Here is a 25,079-nt window from a genome sequence, read left to right as displayed (position 1 = left end):
ACGTTGAGGAAGTATTTCCATGGCAGATTTATTTGAAAATCCAATTGGCTTAGATGGCTTTGAGTTCCTAGAATTCACAGCGCCTGAAAAAGGCATGTTAGAGCCAATATTTGAAGCTATGGGTTTTACCCGAGTAGCACGTCACAAGTCGAAAGATGTAGAACTCTGGCGCCAAGGTGACATTAACTTATTAAGTAACTACGAGAAAAACTGTCATGCCTCGTACTATGCAGAAGAGCATGGTCCATCCGCTTGCGGAATGGCTTTTCGTGTTAAAGACTCGCAAAAGGCCTACAAAGAAGTACTTGCACGCGGTGCACAACCAATGGACACGCACACAGGTCCAATGGAGCTAAAACTGCCTGCCATTAAAGGTATTGGTGGTGCAATGCTTTACTTGATCGACCGTTATAAAGGCGACAACACTATTTACGACATCGACTTTAATTGGATTGAAGGTGTTGATCGCAATCCGAAAGGCTGTGGCTTCCATACACTCGACCACCTTACTCACAACGTATATCGCGGTCGAATGGATTTTTGGGCAAATTTCTACGAGAAGCTATTTAATTTCCGCGAAATTCGTTACTTCGATATTAAAGGTGAATACACAGGTCTACTGTCTAAAGCAATGACAGCGCCTGATGGTAAAATTCGAATTCCGTTAAATGAAGAAGCGGTGGGCGGCGGCGGCCAAATCGAAGAATTCTTGATGAAATATAACGGTGAAGGTATCCAACACATTGCATTTGCTTGTGACGATTTAGTTACCTGTCTTGATCAATTGAAGGCGCGTGGTATGAAGTTCATGACCCCACCTCCAAATACTTACTATGAAATGCTAGAAGAGCGTTTACCAGGCCATGGCGAAAACGTAGACGAATTACAAAAGCGCGGTATTCTGCTTGATGGTACTACAGAAAATGGTGAGCCACGCCTATTACTGCAAATCTTCTCAGAAACGGTATTTGGCCCAGTGTTTTTTGAGTTTATTCAACGAAAACAAGATGAAGGGTTCGGTGAAGGTAACTTTAAGGCGCTGTTTGAGTCGATTGAACGCGACCAGGTGAATCGCGGCGTAATCAACAAATAACAACGCTTCGAATCTGGTGAAAGGCAGCTTAATCGCTGCCTTTTTCACCTTTTTCACCTTTTTCATATAAAGCAAAAGGTGCGCCTGACGGATCGATAATGATACAAAAACTGTCACTTCCGTGATGTCGAATATCACCCACTTGCTCCCCGCCCATTTTGATCGCGTTTGCTAACGCCTCGCTTAAACTCTCAACAGTGAAATAGTTTATCCAGCCACCTGGCAACGATGCATTTACGCCTTTTTTGTGACATATGCCACCTACGGGTGTGCCATCGTTTCTCATCATTACGTAATCGTTATAGCCGCCCATATCAACAGGCTCCTTTTTCCATCCCATGACCAATTCATAAAACGCAACGAGCGATTCGGCATCTTCAGTTGTTATGTCACACCAAGAAGCTTCTGACATAGCTAGGTTCCTTAATTAATCTTTAGGCAAAAAATAGGCGTTCGCGTTAACAAATGTAGATCAATTGATGACACAAGGATACTTTTAACGCTTTTTTATGTAGCGCTTTGGCGACACACTTTTGTGACTAACCGCTAAAAACCTACATTAAAGTCAAGCCAAGAAATTGCAAAAAATCTAAACATTTTTTATTTTCACTGTAGACATCGCCTGTGGAAAATGCTTGCAAAATCGAGAATGTTATCCACTGCACATTGTTTGTACAGTTTATTTATTTCTTTATTATCATAAACTTACAACAAGACCCCAAACTACTCAACAAACTTATCCACAGATTAAGTGGATAACACGTAGCACTTAACCACAGTTAGTGGTTTAATGTGAGTATCTTCGAAGTTTTCATTTTTTCGGTTTCTCATGCCAAAACAAACACTCTTAGTTCGTGAGTCTTTATTTACAATTCACAGTTTGGATCCAGATAGCGACATACCGGCCACTGTTCTACAGAGCCCCCTCTTTTTTCTTGGAAAAACAGAAGAAGAGCTGTCGATTGTTGTACCTAACACGGTAGAAGTCTCATCGTTAGATTGTGATGAAGGCTGGCGAGCGCTCGAGTTACTAGGACCACTTCACCTTTCACTAATCGGCATAATGGCTCAAATTGGACAAGTTCTCGCAGCGGCAAAAGTATCAATCTTCGTTGTTTCAACCTTTGATACTGATTTCTTTTTAGTAAAAGACAATAAACTAAATGACGCTGTTACCGCATTGAAAAAGGCAGGTTATACCGTTCATGAGGAAGGTTAACCGTGCAAGGGAAATTACTCAGTTATCCTCCTGAAGTATTTGCAAAGCGTGTCGATATTCCAAGCCCTTTTTCTGGGCAGCTTTTACCGCTAACCGATTTAGAAGACACACTGTTTAAGAAAGGTTTTTATGGACCCGGTGCGGCGATAAGCTCAACCGCGAATACTGTTTACGCCCCTTTTAGCGGCACGGTGCTCAAAGTTGAACCTATCGACTATGCCATTGAGGTAAAGTCGTCAGTGGGTTTAAAATGCCGAATTAAGTACGGCTTTGACGCACATCACTTACACGGTGCTCAGTTCAATTGCGGCTTAAAAAAAGGCGACCGTTTTTCTATAAAAACACCGCTTTTTACGGTGAATTCAGTGTGGTTAAAACAACAAGGTGTTGCAAATATTTGTATAATGACAGTATTAAATGCTCACGCCTTATTGGGTGTTCTGGCCGCTAACCACAGATACGTAGAGGCCAACGAAGATACGCTTTTATCGCTCTATATTTAAATCGGCCAGCTGTCGAATGCCTTTATGTGTAATGACTAAAAGTGCGCAAGAATATTTAACGAAACAACAACAAGTAGTATGGAATTTTTTATGAGTACAGTGCTTTACGGTATTCCCAACTGTGACACCATTAAAAAAGCTAAAAAATGGCTTACTGACAATAATGTCGAATTTACTTTTCACGACTATCGCAAAGACGGAATAGATGCAGACTTTCTGCAACTAGCAGAAGCCGCGCTAGGCTGGGAAGCCATGCTAAATAAACGCGGTACAACCTATCGACAGTTAGACGAGACTGAAAAAGCGTCGATAGATAAAGACAAAGCATTGGCGCTACTTGAGCTTCATCCAGCTATGGTTAAGCGCCCTATCCTGTTGCATAACAACAGCTTTTATATTGGCTTTAAACCCGCACAATACGAGGGCATATTTTGTTAAACGATTCCGTTATTGAAATTGCTAAAAATCTAATAAATCGGCGTTCAGTAACGCCTGAGGATGCGGGTTGCCAGAAAGCAATGAAAGACTTTTTAGGGGCGCTGGGGTTTGCAAATGAAACCATGGTATTTGACGACACCACAAACCTTTGGTCGCGCAGAGGCAAAGAAGGCCCTGTATTTTGTTTTGCCGGCCACACTGATGTAGTGCCTAGTGGTCCCGAAGACGCATGGAAGACGCCTCCATTCGTAGCCACAGAAGTAGATGGATATCTACATGGCAGAGGTGCAGCTGACATGAAAGGCAGCTTAGCTGCAATGCTGGTTGCAACAAGAGAATTCGTTAACAAGTATCCCGACCATAAAGGCAGTATCGCTTATCTTATTACCAGCGATGAAGAAGGCCCTTTTATTAACGGCACAACCCGTGTCATAGACACCCTAGAAGCTCGCAATGAAAAAATAACATGGTGTGTAGTGGGTGAACCCTCGTCAACTGATGAAGTGGGAGATATCGTTAAAAACGGCCGTAGAGGCTCGCTTACAGGCGATTTAGTAGTAAAAGGTGTTCAAGGACATGTTGCTTATCCTCACCTAGCCAAAAACCCAGTGCATCTTGCTGCCGCTGCGCTCGATGAACTCGCAAAATCGCACTGGGATGATGGCAATGAATTCTTCCCACCGACTAGTTTTCAAATATCTAATATTCACGGTGGTACAGGCGCAGGCAACGTTATTCCTGGTGAACTTCACGTTTGTTTTAACTTTCGCTTTTCAACGCAAGTGACTGACCAGCTTCTTATTGAACGTGTGACCACTATTTTGGACAAACATGAGCTTGATTACGACATTAAGTGGACGTTCAATGGCCAACCTTTCTTGACCGATACAGGCGCGTTACTAGACGCCACGCAAGGCGCTATTGAAGCAGTTAAGGGAAAGCCTACAGTCCTGTCTACAGCGGGCGGTACGTCTGATGGACGTTTTATTGCTCCAACGGGGGCGCAAGTTATCGAACTTGGGCCGGTCAATGCAACGATTCACAAGATTGACGAGTGCGTTAAGATGGCAGATCTCGAACAACTCGCAGATATGTACTTTGGCATTTTAGAACGGCTACTTGCTCACTAATGTCTCCTGTTTCTGATAATCAATGGTTAGGCCTACACAACAACTATTTGGTTGATGTTGGCACTAACCATAGACTTCACCGTGACGTTGTTGATGACTTTACGGCAATGCAACAGGCAGCAGCGCAAGATGGACTCGACTTACAACTTGTTAGCAGTTACCGAGACTTTGCTCGCCAAACTGCTATTTTTAATCGAAAATGGCGGGGCGAGACCGCCATCCTCGACAAAAATAGTCAACCCTTACGGCCAGACACACTAAGCGATGAAGAGAAACTTCACGCCATTTTAATGTGGTCAGCGCTACCCGGTGGCAGCCGTCACCATTGGGGAACAGATTTCGATGTTTACGACAAAACGTCTGTCGAGAAACTCAATGGACGTTTTGATCTTGTTGAAAGTGAGTATGAACGCGGCGGACCATGCTATTTGCTTGCGTGTTGGCTAGAGCAGCACATGGCCAGATTTGGTTTTTTCCGTCCATTCAGTGAAAGTACCGGTGGTGTCGCAAGGGAACCTTGGCACTTAAGCCATAGTGCTGTTTCTAAACGTTTTGAAAAAGCGAGAAATATTCAGGCACTAGAAAACGCATTAAGTGAAAGTGAAATAGAAGGCAAAGCAACAATTCTTGCCTTGCTTCCTTCGCTGTATAATCGTTATGTGTTAAACAAGGGCAATACAAGTGCCGTGTAAACTGCACTATTGCAGTTTAAAACGAAAAGGGTAAACACAATGGATTTAACCTGGCTATTAGTGATTATTGTGTTGGTACTAGGTGTAGTGGTGGGTAACATCACACTGCTTAAATACAGCGCCAAATTTAAGTTCCCAACACCTTCAAAACCATTTGACTCTGATAATGAAGAGGCTGACAGTTCAGCACACCGCAGCCAAGATAAGAAGAAAAATGGTTTTGACGATGAAGATGATTGGTAAGTGAGCCCCCTTACCTTTTTAGTCTGCTCGAACCTGAATTTTTTCTACATTGCTAAATTGTGATGTTTTTGGATTGTCGGTAAGTGCGAACTCAATGGCGACATAGTTATTGCGAATTTTATGAGCAGGTTTTGTGTAGAGCCATTTTTGAACGCCCAAAATTGCGGTCGCATCAAACAGGCCATCATGATCTGAAGCAACAACTTCGATGTCAGAAACGTTGCCGTCGCTTTCAATACTGAAGTTAACTAACACTGAACCCTCAATGCCATTTTTAACCGCATATTTAGGGTACTTAGGTAGCGCACGCTTTATTACTGATGCCGTATTAGCTTCAGCTGCATTCACACTATCAGCCGCGCTAGCAGGGTTACTTGTGAGTACCAAAGCGGTAGACGCCGTCGCTACAGCAGCTGTTGCTACGGTAGCCAGTAATACACCTCTGAACTTAGTTGCTTGTGCTTTCCTTTTGAACATTGTCTTTAGCATGCTTATTCCTTTTAATCCCTTAGTTTTTATATTCAATTAGTTATACGGAAATTGCATACACTTTACAATGAATAACGTTTACTTTGGGGCAAGGCTAAATTCATTAATTTACTCTCATCGAATGATCGAGTCTCTTTGTTTGCAAACAGCTAAGAATTTTTTCAGACAACCAGTCAGTGGCTTCTTTTGTAGTAGGAAAAAACGCAAAGGGCAATGACGATGTCTCGTAAACGCGAGACCAGAATTTTCTTTGTAACTCAGCCCCTTCTGCTTCGTGAAAAACTATGGCTGTCGCAACGAGGCCCTGAGCAACCGCCTTATCAACAATAAGCTGACCGCTATTCGTTGCGGCCATGGGAGCTAATGCTAAACCATTTACGTTAACCACACTCCCCCAACAAGGCACATCAATTTTTGCTCTTTGTGCACCAACAACCACTTCGTATTTGTGCATAAACTCTAAATTAAAAGGCCCTATCAAGTCGATATAGAGAATATGTTGGCTACTGTTAAACCTAGCCTTAACCTCTCCATGAGCATCGAATTTATTTTTATCCATAGTGTCGCCTCCCTTCGCTTGAGTATAAACCACTGTCTACATTTCCGTCGAAAAAGTAGACCATAAGCCCATTAATAGAGGTGAACATTTCAACGCCTTCTTTTATTGGGCCTATTAGTACAAAAGCGCATAGGCGCTTACCTACTCTAAAAGGTAGACTAAATAAAAAAGGCATAGTCTTGCTATGCCCTAGGAAAGGAACTTGGATTAAAGCGGCGTCGTTTTAACAGCCGTTCCACTTATGCTTACCATCAGCATGCTGCCTTTGTCGCCGATAACTTGATAGTCTAAATCGATACCTACTACAGCATTTGCGCCCATGCTCCGCGCTTCGTGCTCCAGTTCAGTAAATGCTAATTTACGCGCTGTGGTTAGTTCCTCTTCATAAGATCCAGAACGCCCACCTACGATATCTCTTATTGAGGCAAAAAGGTCCTTAAAAACATTGGCTCCCATCACCGCTTCGCCAACCACGATGCCATAGTATGCCTCAATCTTATGTCCCTCTAATGTCGGGGTTGTAGAAACAATCATGTGTCACTCCTTTTTTAATTAATGTTGTCGCAATCAGCCACAACCTTACTTTGCATTTTCTCTTTCAAGATGCTGTTTTATTTGAGCAATTAGCAATTTCGCACTTTCTCCTTTATAAGGCACCGCAGCTTGGTTACCCCACACTGGCTTTGGCCATGCCACATCACCTTCAAATCGCGCAACATGGTGAACATGTAGCTGCCTAACCACATTCCCTAATGCTGCTATATTTAACTTAAAGGGCGTGAAAACCGCTTGTAAAACCTTTGAAACCGTCGCCGACTCTTGAAGTAGCAATATTTGCTCGTACTCAGTTAAATCGATAATTTCCGCTATGTCATTTTTTCTAGGCACAAGAATAAGCCAGGGAAACTGACTGTCGTTCATCAACAGTACACGACACAACGTAAGATCGCAGACAAAAAATGTTTCATTGTGTAAACGGCTATCTAACTCAAACATCGAGGTCTTCCAGAGTTGTTGGTACTACCGTTAGCAGCGCGCGTTGTCCAATTGCAACGTTGGCATTAGGAAACACTATCGCTTCGCCTTCGTGCTCTGCAATATAGTCTTTCCCCTTCTCGCTAGCCAACACTGTCCCTTTGGCATAATCCATAAAGTTAGGCGTATCATCATCAAAATGAAGGGTAAAGTCGTCGTAATGTTTGTTGATGACTTGATTCACTCGATAGATATCTAATTCGGCCACGTCCACATCAGGTGCAAAATCATCTTGGGTGATGAGCGACGTAATGGCCTGTTTCGCATCCTCAAAACGGGTCATATCATTCTCACCAAATGGTCTCACTTTGCCTAATTCAACCGTAAATGCATGGGCGTTGAATTGGTATGATGAAAAATAACTAAACGTTGTTGTTGCGCTTTCAGAAAGCAAGATAGTCTTAACACCGCACGCTGCCAAAAATGCAAGTTGCCCTTTACTGTGTTTTCGCTCGTGCAAGTAAGGATAAACTGCAAATTTTTCGTTCTTAGATGCACGTATGGCCGTGTGTAAATCGTAGTGATAACGCGGCCCTTCGTTCTTTTCAAAAAATGTTGCAACAGCGTCTTCGAGGGCTTTAGCTCTAACGCGTTCCTGATTAACCAATCCTTCGCCTTCTGAATGAGCGCCACTAAATAAACGGTTCATGTTCTCTTCAACAAATCGCTGTGCAATATCCATTGCTGGTAAATTACCAAACAGGAACAGCACGTTGTGCGAAAGTGTGAGTTCACTTTTGAGAATTCGCATTACTAATTCATCACAAATCTCAATAGGAGCGGTTTCATTACCGTGCACGCCGCAAGATAAAACAATTTGTTTTTTTGGTGTGGCAATAGACTGAGGAAAAAAGCTAATGATACCGGGCGCGCTTACGCTTACTTGTGTACCGTTATTGAGTGTGAAATGTATAGGATCGTCAAAGCGTTCTGGGGAGCGACGCGATAATGATAAAAAGTCGCCGCTATCAATAAGTTGTTGCATGTCATAACCAGTCTAATCGTGAATGGCTATAGTGTAACGATAGCGCCGCACAAAATCATCTGATGGACATTAATATTGTGGGTGAAGTGTAAATGACCTTACTAAGCCAAAGCCCGACGGGGAGAAACCCCAACAATGATTTCTCGTTGAGTCAACGCAATGAAGTGCTCAAGCGGTACAGCGCGAGAGAACAAGTACCCCTGCCCTTCTGTAACGCCAACTTCGCGTAAGATATGCAACTGCTCTAACGTTTCTACACCTTCAGCGACCACAGCGCACTCTTTTGCTTTCCCAATAACCTTTGCAGCCTCAATAATCGCGCGGTTTACCGGATGCGCTTCTAACTCCATCACAAACGATTTATCTATTTTAATAGCGTCTAAATCCAAATCACGAATATAAGCTAAATTCGAATAGCCTTTTCCGAAATCGTCGACAGAAATAGCGATCCCCAAACTTCGCAGTTGATCAAGTTGCTTTTTAACCATTAATGAATTTGATAGTGCAACGTCTTCTGTCAATTCCAGTTCAATACGGTTAAGGGGCATCGAATAGGTTTCACTTAGCGTTACAAGGGTCGGAATTAATTGACTATCATAAAGCTGTGTTGGCGAAATATTCACTGACAATGACAAAGGAAGCTTTAGTGCGTCAAATTCATTAAGCGCCCTAAAAGCTTGCTCGAGCGTCCAATAGCCAAGCTCATTCATCATATTATAAGACTCAGCTGCCTCAATAAGCGGTCCGGGGAACAGCACACCATCAAGCGGATGATTCCACCGTAAAAGACACTCTCCACCTACTATAGTTAAGGTGTTTAAATCCACTTTTGGTTGAAAGTAGAGTTCAAGTTCATTATTCGCAATAGCCCGCTTAAGATCAGCTTTTAAAGCTAGGCTTCTTCCTGTGTCTGTTTTATCAAATGTAGACAGTGCAAAGTAGTTTTCGTATTTGTTTTCTTTGGCTTGCTTCAGCGCGGTTTCAGCTCTAGACACAAAGGTAGTGATATCAAACTGTTTATGACTGTGCTTACTTGTGCAGACCACGCCCACATTGAAGTCGGCAATAAAGGCTGTGTCTTCATAATGCATGGGTGACTTGAAATGTTCGACTAAGCGCTCGAACATTTCGCGCATTACTATTTCATTATTTTCGTTAGGGAATACGATGCCAAAAATGTCACCGCTTATGCGGCCTAGTGCAACTTGAGAACCAAACAAGCCCTGAATTCTGTTCGCGATTTCAAGCAGAAAACGGTCGCCAATGTGAATGCCAAGGCTTGTTGTCACATCTGAAAAACGAACCACATCCACTAGCATTAATGATAATGAGTGACTCTGAGAAGCCTCTCGTGAAATGCTATCGATAAATGCATATCGATTAGGAATAGTTGCCAGCGATGTATGTACTTGGCTCATTATGTTTTCCTTCAGCGTTAACGCTGCTAGGTACGAATAAACAACTTCTTATATAAAACCATGGTGCATAGAGAGGTGCAACGACGGCAAAGTATGATTTTGCATACCCTATTATTCTTATCAACACCTTTTTGAGTAGCGCACACTGACATAAAAAGATGATTGAGTAACTATACTCTCATTAATGAGGAAAAATACATTCAACTTTAAGCTAGATTAAACGATTAAGCCTTTTTTTACTCAGGGCAAACAAAAAAGCCCAGAGATACTTACATCGCTGGGCTTTTAGTTTTTATAGTATGTCTCTAGCTTTCAATCTTACAGGGTGAAAGTTTCCATACGCGTTCAACGTAATCTCGAATTGAACGGTCAGAGGTGAACTTGCCCATTTTTGCCGTGTTGATAATGGCCATTTCAGCCCAACGCTCTTTATCACGATATGCTGCATCAACAGCAATTTGTGCGTCAGAGTATGCGCGGAAATCCGCAAGCACCATGTACGGGTCGCCATTGTCCAGAAGACTTTGCTTAATAGATACTAATGCGCCTGGCTTGCCTGGTGTAAAGTAATCAGTTTCTAACCAATCGAGAACAGCTTTAATTTCTGCATCTTTGTAGTAGTAGTCATAAGGGTTGTAGCCGTTTGCTTTAAGCTCGTTAACTTCTTCTACTGTTAGACCAAAAATAAAGATGTTGTCGTCGCCTACTTCTTCAGCAATTTCGACGTTAGCACCATCTAGTGTACCGATTGTCACCGCACCGTTAAGCGCTAGCTTCATGTTACCGGTGCCCGATGCTTCTTTACCCGCAGTACTGATTTGCTCAGACACATCCGCCGCAGGAATCATCTTCTCAGCAAGAGAAACGCGGTAGTTCGGCAGGAACGCAACTTTAATCTTGTTGTTCACACGCGGGTCGTTATTGATCTTATCTGCTACTTTATTAATTGCGTAGATAATATCTTTGGCTAGTTTATAGCCCGGTGCCGCTTTCGCGCCAAATACGAATACACGAGGGTGCATGTCATAGTCTGGGTTTTCAAGAATACGACGATACAGCGCCATAATGTGTAAAAGAGCAAGATGCTGACGCTTGTACTCGTGAAGACGCTTAATTTGAACATCAAATATGGCGTTAACGTCCACCTCTAAATCAAGCGACTTGCGAATTTCTTCCGCTAACAATTCTTTGTTCTCTAGCTTCACTTTCATGAATTGCTTCTGGAACGTTTTGTTATTAGCAAACTTTGCAAGACCTTGCAGCTTATCAAGATCTTTAGGCCAGTCATCACCAATTTTCTTATCGATGAGCTTAGACAGCGCAGGGTTACATGCCTTCAACCAGCGACGTGGCGTAATACCATTTGTCACGTTCGTTAGTTTGCCTGGATATAGCTCGTCAAACTCAGGGAATAATGAAGACTTCACCAAGCGAGAGTGCATTTCTGCAACACCGTTTACGGCAAAAGAACCAATTACAGATAAGTGGCCCATGCGAACCATCTTCTCGTTGCCTTCTTCAATGATAGAAAGCTTCGCTTTCATCGCATTGTCACCAGGCCACTTCTTATCAACTTCAGCCATAAAGCGATGATTGATTTCGTAAATGATCTCCAAATGACGAGGTAAGATTTTCTCAATCATTCGTGCAGGCCATTTTTCTAGTGCTTCTGGCAATAATGTATGGTTGGTATAAGCAAACACTTTAGTGCTGATAGCCCATGCTTCATCCCAGCCTAGCTCTGCGCGGTCAACAAGAATACGCATTAACTCTGGAACCGCAATGGCAGGGTGAGTATCGTTTAGCTGAATGACTACCTGATCAGCAAAACGGCTCCAATCATCTCCGTGTGCACGCTTATAACGACGAATAATGTCTTTAAGTGAACAAGAACAGAAGAAGTATTGCTGAATAAGACGCAGCTCTTTACCCGCTTCGGTTTCATCGTTCGGATAAAGGACTTTAGAAATTGTTTCTGCCGATACGTTTTCACGTTGGGCGTCAACATAACCACCTGCATTAAATACATCCCAGTTAAAGTAGTCGGACGCTTCTGACTGCCACAAACGCAATACGTTTACGGTTTTACCTTCGTAACCTACAACTGGGATATCCCACGGTACGCCTTTTACAATAGAACCTGGGTGCCACTCTTTAAGTACTCGGCCATTTTCGCCGTACTTAGTTTCAACGTAGCCGTAAAGCGATACTTCTTGAATTGATTCAGGGCGGCAAATTTCCCATGGGTTGCCATAATCACGCCAGCTGTCTGGACGCTCTATTTGAGCACCACTCTTTATTTCCTGACGGAACAAGCCATGTTCGTAGTGAATACCATACCCAATGGCTGGCAATTCCATAGTAGCAAGAGAGTCGATAAAGCAAGCAGCAAGGCGCCCAAGGCCACCATTACCTAGCGCCATATCAGGCTCTTCTTCTAGAATATCTGAAATTTCCACACCTAGTTCTTTCAATGCGCCACTTGCGACATCAAATAAACCGAAATTTTGAAGGTTGTTTGAAAGTAAACGCCCCATCAAGAATTCAGCAGAAAAATAATGCACGGCACGAGTGTCGTTTAAATAGTGACTCTTCTGTGTCTTACGAAGGCCTTCTAGTACTTGTTCTTGAATAGCGGCACAGGTTGCTTTCCACCAAGCGTGATTGTTTGCTTTGTTTTCGTCGGTGCCTAGTGTGCAGTGCAGATGCTTGATAACAGCAGCTTTAAATGCTGCCTTGTCGATAGCTGGAGAGGGTTGCGTCTTGGTCGCTTTTGCGTTCATTTTGCGTCTCACTCTTAATTAATGGGTGTCTTTCCACCGGAAAAAAGTAATTTAATTACAGAATATCTTAAGAATATGACAGCAATATAGCAGTACTTAAACGATTATGTTGTAAATATTTTGTTAAAATAACAAAAAATCGCATGAATTCGTATGCATTCATGCGATTTTTAACATTATATTTACAAATTAATTTTAAAATAGATTGTTTTTTGTGCTTATTTGATAATTTTTCCTACAAGCAATTCAGCTTCACCAATAAGCTCTTGTAAGTGACTTTCACCTTTAAAGCTCTCAGCGTAGATTTTATAAATTTGTTCGGTACCTGAAGGACGTGCCGCGAACCACCCATTTTCAGTAGATACTTTTACTCCACCGATAGCCGCATTATTGCCCGGCGCGTGAGTTTGAACTGCCGTAATAGATTCACCCGCTAACGTATCACTGGTCACTACCGACGCATCCATTGCTGAAAGTTTTTGCTTTTGCTCAAGCGTAGCTACAACATCCACACGGTTGTATACCGGCGCGTCAAATTGTTCTGTTAGCGCTTGATAATGCTCACCGGGATCTTTCCTCGTTACTGCAAGAATCTCAGCAGCCAATAAACACAAGATAAAACCATCTTTATCGGTAGCCCAAGTACTGCCGTCGCGTTCAAGGAATATACCACCTGCACTTTCTTCACCAGCAAAACCAATTGTGCTGGTTGACAAACCTTCTACAAACCACTTAAAACCTACAGGCATTTCCGCAAGTGGTTTATTTAAGCTTTTGGCTACTCGGTCAATCATACTGCTCGATACAAGCGTTTTACCTATCTTTAAATTCGTAGGCCACTGTGGACGATGCGTATATAAGTAGTTAATTGCTACCGCAAGATAATGGTTAGGGTTCATCAAACCTGCGCTTTTGCACACAATACCGTGACGGTCAAAGTCTGGGTCGTTACCCCACGCTAAGTCAAAATTGTCCTTAAGCTCAATTAGGCCTGCCATCGCATAGGCCGATGAACAATCCATGCGCAATTTACCGTCTTTGTCGCGACGCATAAAACCAAACTGAGGGTCTACTGCATCATTAACTACTGTAATATTTAAGCCGTATTTTTTTGCAATGACTGACCAGTAGCCTACCCCAGCACCACCAAGAGGATCTGTGCCTAACGTCAAGTTCGCCTTTGCAATGGCATCCATATCGATAACGTTCGCTAAATCGTCGATGTAGGGCACCATGAAGTCTTCTTCACGCACTAAACCTCGTTCTGTTGCTTGACGAATGTCTACGCGTTTGACCGCTACATTACCTTCTGCAATTAGCGCATTCGCACGGTCTTGGATTTGCTTGGTAACATCGCTATCAGCTGGACCACCATGCGGAGGATTGTATTTAAAGCCGCCGTCTGATGGTGGGTTATGTGATGGTGTGATGACAACACCATCTGCTTTAATGTCGCTGTTGCGATTATGACGAATAATAGTACGCGAAATAACAGGCGTTGGTGTATAACCCATGCTTTCATTGTCACTGCGCTGAATGACAACATCTACACCATTTGCACAAAGTACTTCTATGGCAGTTATCATGGCAGGTTCAGACAAGGCATGCGTATCCTTTCCAACAAACAGCGGGCCTGTAATCCCTTCCTGTTGGCGATACTCTACAAGCGCTTGGCAAATCGCACTAATGTGCATATCAGTAAACGTATAATTTGACGCAGTCCCTCTGTGACCCGATGTACCAAAAGATACGGCTTGTCCCGGATCACTGATGTCAGGTTTAAAACTGTAATACTGACTGACTAATTGCGCTACATTAATCAGTTGCTCTTTCGCCGCGCTCTGACCCGCTTGCGGATGTAATGCCATGAAAAAATCCTTATTTTAGAAGTCTGATTTATTTACCTTCAGAAGAAAAACGCGCTACTACTGTTTCTACTACATCAGGTCGATAACCTAAGTTACGCAAAACCTGTTCCAGCATATTCGTTTTCTTTGCCGTATTGTTGTTAGTCACAACCCAGTATGGGCTATCTGGAATAGCCTTCGGGTTAGTGCTGCTACCATTTTCCAATAGCGCGGCTTTAGTTGTCGCAAAATACGTACGGTTTTTGCCTTTTATACTCTCCACTTTCGAGAAAGAGTCTGCATTAAGCTTGTGCGCTGCACTTAAAACGAACAGAAATTGATCAACACGCTTGGTAAATGTTCCCAACGCATCTTTTGAGACGGTATCGAGGATGTCGCGCTTGTCATGCTGCTCTGTTGTCTGAACATCATTTGTTGCCGTAGCCGCTTTCTTGTTAGTAGCCGTTGCACGGGCCGTTGATGGTTTCTTTGCAATCGGTTTCTTAGCCGTTGTTTTTGCTGTCGACTTAAGCGCAGGTTTAGTCGCCTTTACCTCAGTAGCGGCGTTACTATTCGTCGCGATTGGCTGTTTAGCAGCAGTCTCATCTAAAGAAGCACTCTCTACGGCTTTGTTACTTTCTTGCGCTAGGCCACTTTCTGGCGCTGCGCTTACTTTTTCAGCAGCTGTGCTTTTCGTTTGAATTGTTGTTGCTGACTCGGCCGTATTTACATTAGACGCTGCACCATCTTCAGGTAACAGTAGGCGTCTTAAAATTTGTGATGCACTTTCACCAATATGCTTAGTCTGGCTGGCGATGAAGGCATATAAATCGTCATCTATCTCAATGCTTTTCATAACTACTTCCTTTTTAAGAGCCACCATTATAGACAACACCGATAGACTACGCAGCACTTAATCTCTGTTGTTTTGGTGTTTTTTAATGCTAAATGATGGCATTGCGCACGCCTGATCTCCCTTTCAACCAAAAGCCCATAAAATCGAAGGTAGTGTCAGACATACCTTTGTATAGATGCAAAAAAGAAAGCCATTTACACGACTTGCTAGTATCAAGTGATATGAACCTTTTGGGATAGCTCGCATTCGACACGTTATGCGCTATATGTATGTGTAGTAATCGAACCGAGAAACAAAAAAATAGTGAACAGTTATGCGGCCTGACATTTTAAAGATACAAAGTGCACTTGGCGAAAAAATCATTGGCAAACCGCACCAATTGCAACTTGCCGTTGCATGCCTGCTTGCTAATGGTCATTTATTAATTGAAGATTTACCTGGCATGGGTAAAACGACTTTGTCTCACGCACTCTCACAAGTGTTTGGCCTTCACTATTCTCGTATACAATTTACCTCTGACCTACTCCCTTCGGACATGCTAGGCGTCAACATTTTCCATAGCCACGAAAGCGACAACGATAAACAATTCAGCTTTCGTCATGGCCCTATATTTAGTCAAGTAGTGTTAGCGGACGAATTAAACAGAGCGAGCCCTAAAACTCAAAGTGCACTACTTGAGGCCATGGAAGAGCGACAAGTCAGTATCGATGGGGTAACCCATGCTTTACCCTCTCCCTTTTTTGTCATTGCCACACAAAACCCCAGCTACCAGTCTGGTACCTATCCACTTCCAGAGTCACAGCTTGACCGCTTTTTTATGCGCATTTCGCTTGGCTATCCTGCGTGGGAAGCTGAAAAGGCCATGTTGCTGCAAAAGGACATGAATGCACAGCTCCCTCAAATCATATCTGAGCATGCTTTGCTGGATATGCAAAACGCTGTTAGTAAAGTACACACAAGTGAAGCTGTAATTCACTATATTTTGAGTTTGGTCAGCGAGAGTAGAAACAGTGGAACTTACCCCAACCCGCTCTCGCCACGAGCCAGTCGCGCTCTTTTACAGGGTGCGCGCGCTTGGGCATTTATTAACGCAAGAGATTTTGTTACACCTGAAGACGTTCAAGCGGTATTCATCGCCATCACTGCACATCGATTGACTGCTTCAGATCCTCATCAAAGCGCCAGTACAATGCAAAACCAACATGCCACGGGTGAAGCGTTGAGCCAACAATTGCTAGACAGCGTTGACCCCCTTGCAGCTTAAGGACCGACAAACAATACCATTTCATTGATAGAGAACGTCTTGTGTTAAAAAGCACTATTTTACATTGGTTAACACAGCGTTATAGAGAACGTTGGCTGCGGTGGTTGGACACTCGGATACCAGCCAATGACACTGTGCATATGACCTTGGACACCATATTCGTCCTACCTACCGGTTTTGGTTGGTCATTTATCATAATGGCATGTTGCCTATTTTTACTTGGCACCAATTATCAAAATAACCTCATGTTAATCCTGTGTTATTTAATGTTGGCCATCATGCTGTTAACACTCTTCTACAGTCATCAAAACTTCGCAAGGCTTGCATTTAAAGCGAAGCGTATTGACGGATTTCATTGTAATGAAACAGGTGAAGTTGTGCTGCACGTAGTCACTCACCCAACGCGTAAAAACAAACGTGCCAGTGGGGTTGTGAGACTATCGTGGTTGAGCCCAGTAAGAAAGGGGCAACAAAAACAATTCGCCTCTGACACGAAGTTAATCGAATATGCGTTAGATAATGAATATGAACATCCTTCTCAGGTCATTGATACCTTGCGCGTCCCTATTTCAATTCGCAGCAGAGGAAGACATAAGCTACCACGCTTGACTATTGCCTGTGACTTTCCTTTGGGGCTCTATAAATGTTGGACGCACATTGACCTCAACAAGTGGTGCATGGTTTACCCAAAACCAATAGAGGGGCGCGTCAACTTATTAGGCTTAAACGACAGTAATGAATACAATGCTACAACTCGCTCAAACACAAGCGCTGATGACTTCTACGCGTTGACAGATTACGAGCTAGGACAACCTCTTAATCGGGTAGCGTGGAAACAAGTTGCCAAGAATGGCAATTGGGTCGTGAAGCAATTTAGTACATCGGACAGTCAGATTCAGGTAATAACGATACCGCCAAGTTTTAATACAGAAGAAGCGGTTTCCATTTTAACGTGGCACGTTCTGGCATTGTATAACCAACAAGCCGTTTATGGACTATCTTATCGCGGCATAGATATCTCACCCGATGCAGGTCAATCTCATCTTATAAAATGTTTAGAAGCACTTGCTGTTGTAGATAACAAACTGACATTTAAAAGTGATACAACGGTAAATAAGATAACTGATACCGCGCCTACAGTACCCCAAAAAGTAAAACACGCTAAAAAGGCCGCTTCATGAAAACAGTGCTAAACGCCTTTTCGTTCTCACCTACTCATAACCCCATAATACTATTGTGTGTAGCGTACGGCGTACTACTTTTCACCCTAAAAGGTGCGTTGATGCTGTGGGTTTTAGTGCTAGGTGTATGTGCCTGTATAGTACGTATTGTTGCACTTAAGCAGCCACATAGCTTACCCAAAGTGCGAACCGTAAATTTGCTGGCGGTTCTTGCTGTTTTTGCGCTAGCCTGGTTTGGTCTATCAATAGGACTACTTGATAGCATGATCAATTTATTGGTCATTGCCTGTGCACTCAAGCTTATGTTGGTCGAGAAAAAAAGAGACTTTCATCTACTTATTTGTACATGTTTATTTCTTATTGGCTGCGGTTTTATTTCTGCGCTAAGTATATTAGCGTGGTTAGGGTATTTGGGCATTCTAATACTATTGCTTTTAGCAACCGCCCTATACCACGGCCCAAATGTTTCGGTAAAACACACCACTAAATTTATCATAACGTTAGTTTTGCAGGGCTTGCCAATTGCATTTTTACTGTTCTTGGTTTTACCTCAGTTGCCTCCTTTGTGGCAAATGCCTACGTCAAAGTCATCACAAACAGGCCTGTCTGAATCGGTAACGCCTGGTGATATCGCCTCTTTAGCAAAATCATCCGATCTCGCATTTACAGCAACCTTTGAATCGACGTCAGATGTCCCTTTGATGGCTACTCGTTACTGGCGCGCCATGGTAATGGAAGACTTTGATGGGAAAACCTGGTCTATCAGCAATAAACGGCGCTTGGCGGAAAGACAACTCTATTTAATGAATAAACCTTCGCCGCTAACCCTTATGCAGACGCAAAACGGTGAAAATAGTATTTCGTATGAAATGATTGTTGAGCCTACGCACCAAACGTGGCTTTTTGGTTTAGAAGTATCAGTGCCCAACAATGCACTTAACGCAGTTGAAGTACGCGAACTGTTTGACCATACCTTAAGAGCAACTGTCCCCGTGGCGAGCAAAAAAGTATTTCATTTACGTTATTTGCCAGATCAACCAGTGATAAATAGCATTGCTGGCTTTGAGAGAAATCTCAACCTCGCACTTGAAACCACGAATAACCCACGTACTCAAGCATGGGCAAAAAACCTTGTAGCGAAGTTTGAAACGCCGCAAGAAGTTGCGCAAGCCATTATGCAGCACTTCGCCAACCAATCGTTTCGTTACACCCTTGAACCTAATGCTATGCCAGATGACCCCATTGACACTTTTTTGTTTGACGAAAAATCGGGTTTTTGCGCTCACTATGCAGGTGCAATGACCTACGCCCTCCGCGCAGCCGGCATTCCAGCACGCATGGTTACAGGTTACCACGGCGGCGAGGCACTTAATGACAACGTACTCCAAATTCGCCAATATGACGCCCATGCGTGGGTTGAAGCTTTGGTGGGTGAACAATGGGTTCGCTTCGATCCTACCAGTATGGTGGCACCGTCTCGTTTAGCTTATGGACTAGAACAAGCTTTACTCGATTTTGGTGAGCAGCGTGAGAAAGGGCTGCTAGGTAATTTGGGGCAGGCTGAATTATTTTCCCAGATCCAAGGGTGGTTGCGGCAGTTAGACTACACGTGGAGCAAATGGATTTTGGGCTTTGATGCCACTTCACAAAGCGATATGTTAGAAAGGCTGCTCGGGGAGCTTAGTACAAAGAAAATGACCATAGTATTTTTAAGCCTGATTGGCATAATTGGCGTCATTTTACTGGTGTATTTTTTCCCTGTTACCCTTGTGCCCTCACTTGCGCCATACCAGCGCTATTACGTTAAGTCATTAGCATTAATTGAAAAGCACACCAACACCAAACGAGGCAACGATAGTCCAAGCCACTACACACAAAAAGTAGCCGCTCAGCTTAATACAACCGCAAACAGTATTATTAATGACTTACATAGGTTGTATACCCAACTGTGCTATCAAGAGCAGGCCGATGAAAAAATGACCAGCATTAAAATGAAGCAAGGATATAAACGACTAAAGCGCTCACTCAACTAAGGTTTTCACATAGATAAAGTTCTCACATAAATAGTGCGGCACTATCCAATTTTGGTGCATCTGAACCAAACTATTTCTCATTTCTGCGCATTCAGAAGTAACATAAAAACAGAAATATTGCTGAATATTCAGAGCGATACGGAAAGTCATTTCAGACTGGCACTCTTCTCGCTTTACACTTCTTGCGATAACGTTATCGAGCGGATTAGATTTACAGTTACACAGTGATAGCGCGGTACTTTTTAAGCTCTAAGATGCTATCGAACGTGCCATAACAATTTAAATGATTTGGACAAAGGCGTCCCCAATTCTTTTGCGAAAGAGAATTGCGGACGCCTTTTTTTGATCATTTAAACCCTTTGGCCTCTTAATTTAATTACTTAAACAAAAGGTGAACCCATGGCTTATCTATTACCTGCTGAATTTGCTACCAAGATGGTAGATGCCGGCGAAGCTAAAATATATATGTCCACTCGTGACACATTAATTCGTGCCTATATGGCGGGTGCTATATTGGCGTTGGCGGCGGTCTTTGCAGTCACTATCGCAGTGCAAACTGGTGTTTTCCTGCTAGGCGCCGTACTCTTCCCTGTTGGCTTTTGCATGCTATACCTAATGGGTTTTGACCTGTTAACCGGTGTTTTTGTGCTGACACCTTTAGCATGGCTGGCTAACAGACCAGGCGTTACGCCAAAGCAGATCTTGCGTAACTGGGGATTAGTATTTTTAGGTAATTTTGGTGGTGCGCTTACCGTAGCCTTTATGATGTCGTTTATCTTTACTATGGGATACAACGTTGATGGAGGTGCCATTGCAACAAAGGTAGCGAGCATTGGAGAAGCGAGAACTCTCGGTTACGCAGAACACGGCGCCGCAGGTTGGATCACCATTTTCATCCGCGGCATGCTGTGTAATTGGATGGTGTCTCTTGGCGTGGTCGGCGCGATGATTTCAACCCATGTAAGTGGCAAAGTGTTGGCAATGTGGATGCCAATCATGCTGTTCTTTTTCATGGGGTTCGAACACTCAGTGGTTAATATGTTCTTATTCCCCTTTGGCCTCATTATGGGTGGTGATTTCTCTATTATGGATTATTTCATCTGGAACGAAATCCCAACGGCGCTAGGTAACCTAGTAGGTGGTTTAGCCTTCACGGGTCTAACACTGTATACCACTCACGTAAAAACGTTGCCCAAACGCAAAATTCCTGTAAATAGCGCAGCTGCATCTGAAACACTGCCCATTTAACAATGCGCATGCGCGGCTTTTATGAATGATTTAATTCAACAGAAGTCGCGCAGCTTAAAGCAATTGGGGTTATTGTTTTACTGTGAGAGCTTAGCGATATGAATGCACCACTGAATCAACCTAGTCATTCAAGAGCATCGACGCACATTGAGCTAAGCGCATATTCTACCAAAGGAATAAAGCGCGTTAATCAAGATGCATTCAGTTACTGCATAGCAAAACCGCATAGCCGTTCATCTAATTTTCGTCATGAGCGAGCCAGTTTTTTTCTCATTGCCGATGGCATAAGCAGTAGTACAGTGAGTCAAGTTGCCAGTGACTTCGCCACTTCACATTTCACCAAAATGTTCAATCTTGCCCCTGAAGTTTGGGACATTGAACAAACAGCAAAAGCACTCATTATCGAAATAAACGCATTGCTCTGGGCGAGAAACCAACAAAGTGCGTTTTGTTACACCCCGGAAAAAGGTTATGTGTGCACTTTTTCTGCTGTAGTCATTGTTGACAATACGCTTCACATTTTTCACGTTGGTGATTGTGAAGTGCAAATCGCTACATCGTTAGTCTGCAAAACCCTTACTCGAGGGCATCGACAGCCTAGTACAGAGTCGCCTGACCATAGTTATCTAGCAAACGCGCTGGGCATTTCTTCGCAGATTGCGATTGACTATAGTAAGTTGACGTTATCGGAACGCAGTAGCATTGCACTAAGTAGTGATGGTGTCTTTGAATTTACAAGTATTTCAGATGCGTTAAGAGAGGCGCAAACCTTTCAATCATTGCCCGACGAATTCGCCAAGCAACATGTAAATCGCGCGCTTGATAGTGGTAGTGATGACAATGCAACGTTATTGGTAATTACCGTCACTCCCAATTTTGTATCTACGCCGGACACTTTATTCGCGCCTCAAAGTGACCAAGCCTTACACCTCACTATTGGCGATAGCGTTGACGGGCTTATAGTAAAAAGGCAGCTTTATACATCGGCTCGCAGCCACGTTTATCTGGCGACATCAGCGCTAGGTAATAAGGAAAATGAAACCTCTGGTCGCCACCAGCTCGTGCTAAAAACACTTGCGACAGACTTCATTACTACTGACAAACCCACAACGTTAGACTGTACACTACTTCCTAATATCGAAAGTTGGTTTGCCAGACGGATAGATTGCCCTCATATCATTAAGCATCCGCTGTATGTTGAACTGGGCTTTTCTAATCCTCCATCTAAGCAATATTGTCTAAGTCAGTACGTAGAAGGCCAAACGCTTGCGCAATGGATGATGGATAATGAGGCGCCAAGCCTTGAACAGGTGAGAAGTATAATCGAGCAAGTTGCTACAGGCCTTCAGTCCATGCATCGACAAGGCATTGTGCACCGTGATATTCGTCCAGAGAATATTATTATCAACCCAGAAGGCCATTGCACACTTATCGACCTCGGTGCAGCCTGCCTATTACAAGCCCCGTCTCTTTATCATAGGCAAGGCATTCCTGGCACAGCACTCTATGCTGCTCCCGAGTATTTTTTGGGTGAAGCGGGCTCAGTACAGTCTGATCAATATTCACTCGCGGTGCTTTGCTACGTAATGCTTTGTGGCCGCTATCCGTACAATAACAAGGTTGCCCATGGCAATACCTATGCAGCCCAATACAAATTGAAGTACCAAAGTGTGCTAGACGCACAGCGCCCTATTCCTAATTGGGTCGATATGACACTTCGCCGCGCGTTGCACATCAACCCTACGAAACGCTTTGCTGCACTATCAGAATTTGTTCATGCCCTTCGCTACCCCACCGTTAATCAACAGTCTCAACCTGTGCCATTAGTAAGGCGTAGCCCATTAGCGTTTTATCAGGCCCTTTCACTTGCACTTGTAATAAGCAACTTAATTACGCTTGTTCTTATTTATTCAACTTAACAGAGGAATCAACATGATTACATCTCGCACTCAAGTTACAGACATGATCCAGTCGTCAAAAATTTTAAAAGGTATTTCATGGCGACAAATCGCTGAAGTTATTGGCCAATCTAAAGAGTGGAGTACCGCAGCATGTTTGGGCCAAATGGCCATGACCAAACAACAAGCTGAAAACGTCGGTTCACTACTCGAACTCAGTGATGAAGCCATTGCATGGTTGCAAATTGTCCCCTACAAAGGCTCACTCCCGACTGAAGTACCAACCGACCCACTTATTTACCGTTGGTATGAGTTGGTAAGTGTGTACGGTACAACACTTAAAGAACTCATCCATGAGGAATTTGGTGATGGCATTATGAGCGCCATCGACTTTTCTATGGACTTACAACGTGAAAACGACCCTAAAGGCGACAGAGTTAGCGTTGTTATGTCAGGTAAGTTTTTGCCCTACAAAATGTATTAATCGTATTTCAGATGGTCGGTAAATAACTTACCGACCACTAATGATAAACCTTCACCTTCCATTCACCTTACCCACTTTACCCTTTCTCGCATACACAGTTCGTTTTTTAACTTTACGTAAGAGAGGGATATATGAACAAGACAATATTATCGCGACTTGGATTGTCACTATTAGCCGCATCAGTCATTACAGGTTGTGGTTCAAGCAACGATCCAATTAACACCAATCCTACAGCATCGCTCGAAGATCCCATTTCTGAGGAATATCAGGGGAATTGGATTGCACCTGGCTATGGTCTTAGCATTGCAATAGGTAACGATTCAACGGCAATTTATCAATATACCAGCGACTACTGTTTTGTTATGGGCATAGAAACTGAAGTTGACACCCTGTCTCTTGAGCGACTTTTGAGAAAAACGGACAGTGCAAATACACTTGAATGGTATTCAGGTACCGGGACGGATACTTTTGGCCCTCCTGGCTATCGGTTTAATAAAGCCGACGCATTGCCGCAAGCATGTGAAACAGGCCCAATCACCATTGATGAGAATTACGAAAGTAGTTTCGATAGCGTAGAGCTATTTGCTATGTACACCCAGATCTTTGAAGAATATTACGTAGATTTCGAACGTATGGGTGTTAATTGGTCCGATGTTGTTCAAACGACAGGTGCTGAGTTAACAACAAATTCAAATAGTGAAGCGCTGTTCGCGGCAATGGCTTACGCCCTTGAACCACTAGCCGACGGTCATAACTATGTGATTTCGCCACAAGGGTTAGAATACAAAGTTACCACCAAGCAAACTATGCTTGAACGTCTTGTTGAAGAGTTCGCAAATGACAATAGCTTAAGCTATCCCATTTCTGGCGATGACGTTACCACTGCACTATTGGCACAGCTTGAAAGCTACATTTTGAATAATTTAACACTGCAGTGGCAAATTGTGGCTAACTACGCACAAGACTCAAGTGATGTTAAGTCTACTGAAAACGATGCCATCCGATGGTTTCAAAACGAAGGATTAGGGTATCTTTTTATTGGCTCTATGCACGGATTTTCTGAAAGTACCGATGACGAGCTCACCTTTAATCGCAATACACTTGCAGCTGTAGATGCGGCATTAGATGAAGCCCTAACCGATCTCAAAGATGTTGAAGGTCTAATCATTGATGTGAGAACCAATGACGGTGGATTCGATTATGTTAGCATGGCTATCGCCAGTCGTTTTGCTCAAGAAGAGTTTCACGCATTTAGCAAACAAGCTCGTGATGGCAATAATAGGACTGAACTATTGGACATCAATATAGCGCCCCGCTCAGAGATTAGTTACCTTGGACCTATTGTTGTTTTAACCAGTGCTAGTACGGTATCGGCAGCAGAAACGTTTACGATGATTATGGACGAAATGCCAAACGTTACACTTATTGGTGAAGCGACACATGGTGCATTTTCAAACGTATTGGAGTGGACGCTTCCCAACGGTTTCAGTATCGGTATGTCAAATGAGTTTTACCTTACAGCTGACGGCGTATGGTACGAAGGAACGGGCATTCCGGTTGATATCGAGGTCCCATTCTTTACGCGTGAACAGCGCGAACAAGGTGTTGATTTAGGTATCGAAACTGCCGCGACGCATTTGCTTAACTAAGTAATGTCTGCTATATCGCCGCTTTGTGTACC

At 43.3% G+C, this 25,079-nt stretch carries 24 protein-coding genes; 14 read left to right on the top strand and 10 right to left on the bottom strand.

The annotated features are described in order from the left end of the window. Positions 1 to 19: 19 nt before the first annotated feature. Positions 20 to 1,093: a 4-hydroxyphenylpyruvate dioxygenase gene (gene hppD, locus LHL20_RS09120; protein WP_159625272.1), complete on the top strand. Its 1,074-nt coding sequence runs from the start codon at positions 20 to 22 to the stop codon at positions 1,091 to 1,093. A 28-nt stretch (positions 1,094 to 1,121) separates the two neighbouring features. Here the strand turns inward: hppD and LHL20_RS09115 are convergent, their stop codons facing one another. Further along, positions 1,122 to 1,505 carry a VOC family protein gene (locus tag LHL20_RS09115; protein WP_226433067.1) on the bottom strand — a complete coding sequence of 128 codons (384 nt, stop codon included), beginning with the start codon at positions 1,503 to 1,505 and terminating at the stop codon, positions 1,122 to 1,124. A gap of 417 nt (positions 1,506 to 1,922) precedes the next feature. Between LHL20_RS09115 and LHL20_RS09110 the strand changes: the two genes are divergently transcribed. The 6 genes from LHL20_RS09110 (at position 1,923) to LHL20_RS09085 (ending at position 5,318) form a co-directional block, all read left to right on the top strand. Beyond that, positions 1,923 to 2,312, top strand: coding sequence for an ACT domain-containing protein (locus tag LHL20_RS09110; RefSeq protein ID WP_159625276.1), 390 nt, complete (start codon positions 1,923 to 1,925; stop codon positions 2,310 to 2,312). Positions 2,313 to 2,314: 2 nt separating this feature from the next. Further along, positions 2,315 to 2,815, top strand: a complete 501-nt coding sequence (locus tag LHL20_RS09105; protein WP_159625278.1) for a PTS sugar transporter subunit IIA — start codon at positions 2,315 to 2,317, stop codon at positions 2,813 to 2,815. 90 nt (positions 2,816 to 2,905) lie between these two features. After that, positions 2,906 to 3,253, top strand: coding sequence for an ArsC family reductase (locus LHL20_RS09100; RefSeq protein WP_159625280.1), 348 nt, complete (start codon positions 2,906 to 2,908; stop codon positions 3,251 to 3,253). Then, on the top strand, positions 3,247 to 4,383 hold the full coding sequence (gene dapE / locus LHL20_RS09095; RefSeq protein WP_159625282.1) for a succinyl-diaminopimelate desuccinylase: 1,137 nt from the start codon (positions 3,247 to 3,249) through the stop codon (positions 4,381 to 4,383). The genes LHL20_RS09100 and dapE overlap by 7 nt, the downstream gene beginning before the upstream one ends. Further along, positions 4,383 to 5,075, top strand: coding sequence for a M15 family metallopeptidase (locus tag LHL20_RS09090; protein ID WP_226433066.1), 693 nt, complete (start codon positions 4,383 to 4,385; stop codon positions 5,073 to 5,075). The genes dapE and LHL20_RS09090 overlap by 1 nt, the downstream gene beginning before the upstream one ends. Before the next feature lie 39 nt (positions 5,076 to 5,114). Continuing rightward, the gene (locus tag LHL20_RS09085; RefSeq protein WP_159625286.1) at positions 5,115 to 5,318 is read left to right on the top strand and encodes a DUF2897 family protein; all 204 of its coding nucleotides are present in this window, start codon (positions 5,115 to 5,117) and stop codon (positions 5,316 to 5,318) included. 18 nt (positions 5,319 to 5,336) lie between these two features. On the opposite strand, the gene LHL20_RS09080 is transcribed toward LHL20_RS09085, so the two are convergent. From LHL20_RS09080 to LHL20_RS09040, 9 genes are all read right to left on the bottom strand, one after another. Continuing rightward, complete coding sequence (locus LHL20_RS09080) at positions 5,337 to 5,807, bottom strand: energy transducer TonB (RefSeq protein WP_159625288.1); 471 nt, start codon at positions 5,805 to 5,807, stop codon at positions 5,337 to 5,339. A gap of 103 nt (positions 5,808 to 5,910) precedes the next feature. After that, positions 5,911 to 6,366 carry a hypothetical protein gene (locus LHL20_RS09075; RefSeq protein ID WP_159625290.1) on the bottom strand — a complete coding sequence of 152 codons (456 nt, stop codon included), beginning with the start codon at positions 6,364 to 6,366 and terminating at the stop codon, positions 5,911 to 5,913. Positions 6,367 to 6,573: 207 nt separating this feature from the next. After that, on the bottom strand, positions 6,574 to 6,900 hold the full coding sequence (locus LHL20_RS09070) for a heavy metal-binding domain-containing protein (protein ID WP_014949040.1): 327 nt from the start codon (positions 6,898 to 6,900) through the stop codon (positions 6,574 to 6,576). A 45-nt stretch (positions 6,901 to 6,945) separates the two neighbouring features. After that, positions 6,946 to 7,362, bottom strand: coding sequence for an HIT domain-containing protein (locus tag LHL20_RS09065; RefSeq protein WP_226433065.1), 417 nt, complete (start codon positions 7,360 to 7,362; stop codon positions 6,946 to 6,948). Further along, a complete protein-coding gene (gene astE, locus LHL20_RS09060; RefSeq protein ID WP_202264951.1) occupies positions 7,355 to 8,386 on the bottom strand; it encodes a succinylglutamate desuccinylase in 1,032 nt (343 codons plus the stop codon). The genes LHL20_RS09065 and astE overlap by 8 nt, the downstream gene beginning before the upstream one ends. 101 nt (positions 8,387 to 8,487) lie before the next feature. After that, positions 8,488 to 9,804, bottom strand: coding sequence for a putative bifunctional diguanylate cyclase/phosphodiesterase (locus LHL20_RS09055; protein WP_226433064.1), 1,317 nt, complete (start codon positions 9,802 to 9,804; stop codon positions 8,488 to 8,490). Positions 9,805 to 10,109: 305 nt separating this feature from the next. Next, entirely contained in the window at positions 10,110 to 12,587 is a 2,478-nt protein-coding gene (locus tag LHL20_RS09050; protein WP_226433063.1) for a glycogen/starch/alpha-glucan phosphorylase, read from the bottom strand. 218 nt (positions 12,588 to 12,805) lie between these two features. Beyond that, entirely contained in the window at positions 12,806 to 14,455 is a 1,650-nt protein-coding gene (pgm, locus tag LHL20_RS09045) for a phosphoglucomutase (alpha-D-glucose-1,6-bisphosphate-dependent) (protein WP_226433062.1), read from the bottom strand. A gap of 28 nt (positions 14,456 to 14,483) precedes the next feature. Further along, positions 14,484 to 15,290 (bottom strand): SeqA protein, encoded by an 807-nt coding sequence (locus tag LHL20_RS09040; protein ID WP_226433061.1) that lies wholly within the window; start codon positions 15,288 to 15,290, stop codon positions 14,484 to 14,486. Positions 15,291 to 15,603: 313 nt separating this feature from the next. Here LHL20_RS09040 and LHL20_RS09035 point away from each other — a divergent pair, with 313 nt between their 5' ends. The 7 genes from LHL20_RS09035 to LHL20_RS09005 all read left to right on the top strand — a co-directional run bounded on the left by LHL20_RS09035 (position 15,604) and on the right by LHL20_RS09005 (position 25,047). Next, positions 15,604 to 16,554: an AAA family ATPase gene (locus LHL20_RS09035; RefSeq protein ID WP_202264941.1), complete on the top strand. Its 951-nt coding sequence runs from the start codon at positions 15,604 to 15,606 to the stop codon at positions 16,552 to 16,554. 278 nt (positions 16,555 to 16,832) lie between these two features. Next, complete coding sequence (locus LHL20_RS09030; RefSeq protein WP_226433060.1) at positions 16,833 to 17,735, top strand: DUF58 domain-containing protein; 903 nt, start codon at positions 16,833 to 16,835, stop codon at positions 17,733 to 17,735. Continuing rightward, entirely contained in the window at positions 17,732 to 19,768 is a 2,037-nt protein-coding gene (locus LHL20_RS09025) for a transglutaminase family protein (protein WP_226433059.1), read from the top strand. The genes LHL20_RS09030 and LHL20_RS09025 overlap by 4 nt, the downstream gene beginning before the upstream one ends. Positions 19,769 to 20,167: 399 nt before the next feature. After that, a complete protein-coding gene (locus LHL20_RS09020; RefSeq protein ID WP_202264937.1) occupies positions 20,168 to 21,016 on the top strand; it encodes a formate/nitrite transporter family protein in 849 nt (282 codons plus the stop codon). A 98-nt stretch (positions 21,017 to 21,114) separates the two neighbouring features. Further along, positions 21,115 to 22,935, top strand: coding sequence for a bifunctional protein-serine/threonine kinase/phosphatase (locus LHL20_RS09015; RefSeq protein WP_226433058.1), 1,821 nt, complete (start codon positions 21,115 to 21,117; stop codon positions 22,933 to 22,935). 13 nt (positions 22,936 to 22,948) lie between these two features. After that, positions 22,949 to 23,398 carry a cyanase gene (gene cynS / locus LHL20_RS09010; RefSeq protein ID WP_202264933.1) on the top strand — a complete coding sequence of 150 codons (450 nt, stop codon included), beginning with the start codon at positions 22,949 to 22,951 and terminating at the stop codon, positions 23,396 to 23,398. A 131-nt stretch (positions 23,399 to 23,529) separates the two neighbouring features. Further along, positions 23,530 to 25,047, top strand: coding sequence for a S41 family peptidase (locus LHL20_RS09005; protein WP_226433057.1), 1,518 nt, complete (start codon positions 23,530 to 23,532; stop codon positions 25,045 to 25,047). Positions 25,048 to 25,079: the final 32 nt, after the last annotated feature.

Source organism: Alteromonas sp. McT4-15 (genome assembly GCF_020515205.1).
Lineage (GTDB): Bacteria > Pseudomonadota > Gammaproteobacteria > Enterobacterales > Alteromonadaceae > Alteromonas.
The sequence above is the reverse complement of the archived record's forward strand: the minus strand, read 5'-3'. Positions and strand labels throughout refer to the sequence as shown.